At 52.3% G+C, this 4916-nt stretch carries 4 protein-coding genes; 3 read left to right on the top strand and 1 reads right to left on the bottom strand.

The annotated features are described in order from the left end of the window. Positions 1-94: 94 nt before the first annotated feature. Genes trpB through ACMQ11_RS05245 form a run of 3 tightly spaced genes read left to right on the top strand, consistent with a single transcriptional unit; the run spans position 95 to position 3340 of the window. Positions 95-1324, top strand: coding sequence for a tryptophan synthase subunit beta (trpB, locus tag ACMQ11_RS05235; RefSeq protein WP_418991716.1), 1230 nt, complete (start codon positions 95-97; stop codon positions 1322-1324). A gap of 12 nt (positions 1325-1336) precedes the next feature. Beyond that, positions 1337-2743, top strand: coding sequence for an anthranilate synthase component I family protein (locus tag ACMQ11_RS05240; protein WP_418991717.1), 1407 nt, complete (start codon positions 1337-1339; stop codon positions 2741-2743). 30 nt (positions 2744-2773) lie between these two features. Further along, on the top strand, positions 2774-3340 hold the full coding sequence (locus ACMQ11_RS05245) for an anthranilate synthase component II (RefSeq protein WP_418991718.1): 567 nt from the start codon (positions 2774-2776) through the stop codon (positions 3338-3340). A gap of 375 nt (positions 3341-3715) precedes the next feature. Here the strand turns inward: ACMQ11_RS05245 and ACMQ11_RS05250 are convergent, their stop codons facing one another. Then, positions 3716-4681, bottom strand: coding sequence for an IS110 family transposase (locus tag ACMQ11_RS05250; protein ID WP_418991719.1), 966 nt, complete (start codon positions 4679-4681; stop codon positions 3716-3718). Positions 4682-4916 lie beyond the last annotated feature (235 nt).

Genomic DNA, 4916 nt, shown 5'->3' on the forward strand with positions numbered 1-4916 from the left:
TGTCTACGGTTTTTATAACCATGAAAACTTCGGTCTTATTCCACACTGTGATGTTGAAACTTTATGCAAAAATATAACTATAAAATAATATATAATGAAAACAACGTATCAAGTAAACAAAGAAGGATATTACGGCACGTTCGGCGGCGCGTACATCCCCGAGATCCTGCATCAATGCGTGGAAAATCTGCGCAACACCTATCTGGACGTATTGCAAAGCGAAAGTTTCCGGCAGGAATTTCATCAGCTCCTCCGCGATTACGTAGGACGCCCCTCGCCCCTTTACCTCGCCGGCTGGCTGAGCCGGAAATACGGCTGCCGTATTTATCTGAAACGGGAAGATCTGAACCATACCGGGGCGCATAAAATAAACAATACGATCGGTCAGATCCTCCTGGCGCGCCGGATGGGCAAAACCCGCATCATCGCCGAAACTGGAGCCGGCCAGCACGGGGTGGCCACCGCTACCGTCTGCGCGTTGATGAATATGCAGTGTATCGTATACATGGGAAAAACCGATGTGGAACGGCAGCATGTGAACGTGCAGAAAATGGAGATGCTGGGCGCCAAGGTGGTACCCGTCGTCTCGGGCAACCAGACGCTGAAAGACGCTACCAACGAGGCCATCCGCGACTGGTGCTGTCATCCCTCCGACACGTATTACATTATCGGCTCCACCGTAGGGCCTCATCCCTATCCCGATATGGTGGCCCGGCTGCAATCGGTCATCAGCGAAGAGATCAAAAAGCAATTGCTGGCCCGGGAAGGCCGCGACTATCCCGATTACCTGATCGCCTGCGTGGGCGGAGGCAGCAACGCCGCCGGCACGATTTATCATTACATCGACGACGAACGGGTGAAAATCGTGCTGGCCGAAGCGGGCGGCAAAGGGATTGCCTCGGGCATGAGCGCGGCTACCATCCAACTGGGAAAAGAAGGAATCATCCACGGCGCGCGCACCCTGGTGATGCAGGATGCCGACGGGCAGATCGAAGAACCTTATTCGCTTTCGGCCGGACTGGATTATCCGGGTATCGGGCCGATGCACGCCAACCTGTCGGCCACGCGCCGGGCCGAGGTGCTGGCCGTCGACGACGACGAGGCTCTCAGGGCGGCTTTCCGCCTGACGCAACTGGAAGGGATTATTCCGGCTCTGGAAAGCGCGCACGCGCTGGGGGCTTTGGAAAAAGTAGCTTTCCGGCCGGAGGACGTGGTGGTGCTCACCGTTTCCGGACGGGGCGACAAGGATATGGATACCTATCTCCAGGCACGCGCTTCGATGGCCGAAGAACCGGCGGCTGTTTATTCTTTACCTGTTCAATAATAATTTGAAGCAATGAATACTTATACATTTCATACCACAAGCAAAAAGGTACTGGGCGACTTGCACACCCCGGTGAGCATTTACCTGAAAGTACGCGATCTTTATCCCGAATCCGCCTTGCTGGAAAGCTCCGATTTCCACGGCAATGAAAACAGCCTGTCGTATATCGCCCTGGCCCCTCTGGCCCGGATCGGAATCAACAACGGCGAATGCACGGCCGCTTTCCCCGACGGCAGCCGCGAGGTGACGCCGCTGACCGAGTCTTATTCCGTAGCCGACGCCCTGCATGCCTTCCTGGGCCGTTTCCGGGTGGAGGGGGCCGACAAAAAGGTGTGCGGCCTGTTCGGATATACGGCCTTCGACGCGGTGCGTTACTTCGAGAATATCCCGGTGATGGAAGCTCATCATCACGAGAACGACGCGCCCGACATGCTGTATATTTTTTATCGATACATCCTGGTATTCGATCATTTCAAGAACGAACTTACCTTGGTGGAATTGCTGGGCGAGGGAGAGAAGAGCCGGCTGGCGGAGATCGAAACGCTGATCGGCAACCGCAATTATGCTTCCTACAATTTCGAAACCACGGGCCCGGAGACTTCTTCGGTAAGCGGAGAAGCCTATAAGGCGATGGTGCGGGAAGGCATCCGGCATTGCCTGCGGGGAGACGTGTTTCAGATCGTGCTGAGCCGCCGGTTCGAGCAGCCTTTCCAAGGTGACGATTTCAAGGTATACCGCGCCCTGAGAAGCATCAACCCGTCGCCCTATTTGTTTTATTTCGATTTCGGGGGATTCCGCATTTTCGGTTCCTCGCCCGAAACTCATTGCAAGGTGAGCGGCCGCCATGCCAGCATCGACCCTATAGCGGGCACGGCTTTTCGCACCGGCAACGTGGAAGTAGACAAGCAGCGTACCGAGGCTCTTCTGGCCGATCCCAAGGAAAATGCCGAACATGTGATGCTGGTAGATTTGGCCCGCAACGACCTGAGCCGCAATGCCGCCGGCGTAAGCGTGGATTTTTACAAAGAGGTACAGTATTACAGCCATGTGATTCATCTGGTATCGCGGGTAAGCGGAGAGATCAAAGAGGGAAGCCATTCGGTGAAGACCTATATCGATACGTTCCCGGCCGGCACGCTCAGCGGCGCGCCCAAGGTGAGGGCCATGCAGTTGATTACCGAAATCGAACCGCACAACCGGGGGGCTTACGGCGGGTGCATCGGTTTTATCGGGCTCGACGGCGATCTGAACCAGGCCATTACGATACGCACCTTCGTGAGCCGGGGGAATGTATTGTATTACCAGGCGGGCGCCGGCATCGTGGCCAAAAGCAACGATGAAAGAGAGTTGCAAGAAGTAAACAACAAGCTGGGGGCGCTTAAAAAAGCTATCGACCTGGCGGAACGATTGAAGAATTGAGGTTTAATCCCCATAGAAAGGAAAGAAGATATGAAAGTGTTATTGTTCGATAATTACGATTCGTTTACGTACAATCTGGTACATATATTGGCCGAGCTGGGAGCCGATGTCGAAGTGCATCGCAACGACCGGATTACGCTCGACGAGGTAGGCCGGTTCGATAAAATCGTGCTCTCGCCGGGGCCGGGCATACCCGAAGAAGCCGGCATCTTGCTGCCGCTCGTCAGGCGGTATGCTCCGACCAAAAGCATCCTGGGCGTCTGTCTGGGCGAACAGGCCATCGGCCAGGCGTTCGGCGCGAAGCTGATCAATCTGACGGAGGTGCATCACGGGGTTTGCTCGGATGTGCGGGTGGTAGCTCCCGATCCGCTGTTTGCCGGGTTGGAACCGGGGTTCCGGGCCGGACGGTATCATTCGTGGGTGGTGTCGCGCGAAGGGTTTCCGGATTGTCTGGAAATTACGGCCGAGGATACCGAAGAGAAGCAGATCATGGCCCTCCGCCACCGGCAGTACGACGTGAAAGGCATCCAGTTTCATCCCGAATCGGTGCTCACCCCCAAAGGCAGGGTGATGATTGAAAACTGGTTGCGGGGGTAGCCGGGGGGGCGGCCGTCGTGGGAAGAGAGACCGGTCTTTTCACGGGGCGGGCGGTCTTGGAAAGAGAGGGCCGGCCCTTTCACCGGGCTACCGGTCTTTGAAAGAGACCAGCCTTTTCAGCAGGCTACCGTTTTGAACCGGCTGCCGGCCTTTCCAGCAGGCTACCGGTCTTTGAAAGAGACGGCCGGTTTTTTTAACTAACCAAGAAAACGAATCGACGAATCAAAAAAAAACAACAGACGATGAACTATAATAAGCAAAATGAATACGGTTAAGAATAATTAGCATAATCATGCAAGTTGTCGTAAGTGGAAAGCTCGTCGGGGCTGATTGCTCAGCCCCTTGCCGCATGGCGTTCCCTCCGCAGATGAGTATTTATGGCTTCGCGGACTTGAATCCATTGACATATGGTTTTCCTTGTGTGACCACAGCAAAGGCTTGCCTTACGAGTTTGTTGGCTACTGCAATAATCGCCACCTTACCGGGCTTGCCGTTAGACCGCAAACGGTCGAAACATGCCTTGCACTCGGTATTGCACCTGAGTGATGAGAAAGCCGCCACATAAAGCTGGCTTCTTAGGTTTGAATCCCCGTTTCGGTTGATGTGACCTTTGACATTGACTGACGTACCGGATTGTTGGTAAGTAGGCGACAAGCCCAAGTAACGGGTTAATTGTTTGGCATTATCAAAGTAAGTGAATCCACCGGTGGCTACAATGAGTGCAGCTGCCAATGTGATACCGATACCTTTGATAGAAGTGAGCAAGTCCATCTGTTTCTTGTATTCACCTTGCGCCAAAGAAGCCAGTTCTTCCTCCATCCCTTTGATTTGCTTTTCAAGGAATACGATTGTCTTTTCAATTGTTTTCTTGCATTTAGGGTCAAAGAGCGGAAGTATCTCCATCGAACCTTTAAGGTTGCGCGTAGCTACAAGTTGCTTTTTAAGTTGGCGCAGTACCGTGCGCTTCTGTTTGAGGACAAGGATTGAATCGCTGCGGAGTTTGTAAGGTGAAGGCTGCATCTTCTCTCCATAGAGAGCTATCAGGCGGGCATCAATCTCATCCGTTTTGATGACGGTGAGCATGACACGGGCGAAGTTTTTTATCTTCAGCGGATTCTCAAGACTGACGGTTATCCCGGCTTCAGAAAGCAGGTAAACGAGCAATGCACTGTAATTGCCAGTAGCTTCCAGAACACAATGATGTTCGGTGGCTGATATAGTTTGTATGAACTCATGGACACCTTTTACGGTGTTTTTAAATGATTTCGTCTTGCTTGTTTTTACTGACGAATAAGCGACAACGAAAGTTGCCTTACTGACATCGATTCCAACGTAGGTCATAGTCTAATGATTTATTAAAAACAACATCCATACATCGTGAGCCATCATTACAAATACGGGGTTAAAAGCCCAATGAACTATCCGGTTTTTGATGTAAAAGTGTGGGGGCATAACATTGTCTACGGTTTTTATAACCATGAAAACTTCGGTCTTATTCCACACTGTGATGTTGAAACTTTATGCAAAAATATAACTATAAAATAATATATAACGAAAACTTCGACAAGTGGATGGA

This window comes from Alistipes sp., from assembly GCF_048465575.1.
Taxonomy (GTDB): Bacteria; Bacteroidota; Bacteroidia; order Bacteroidales; family Rikenellaceae; genus Alistipes.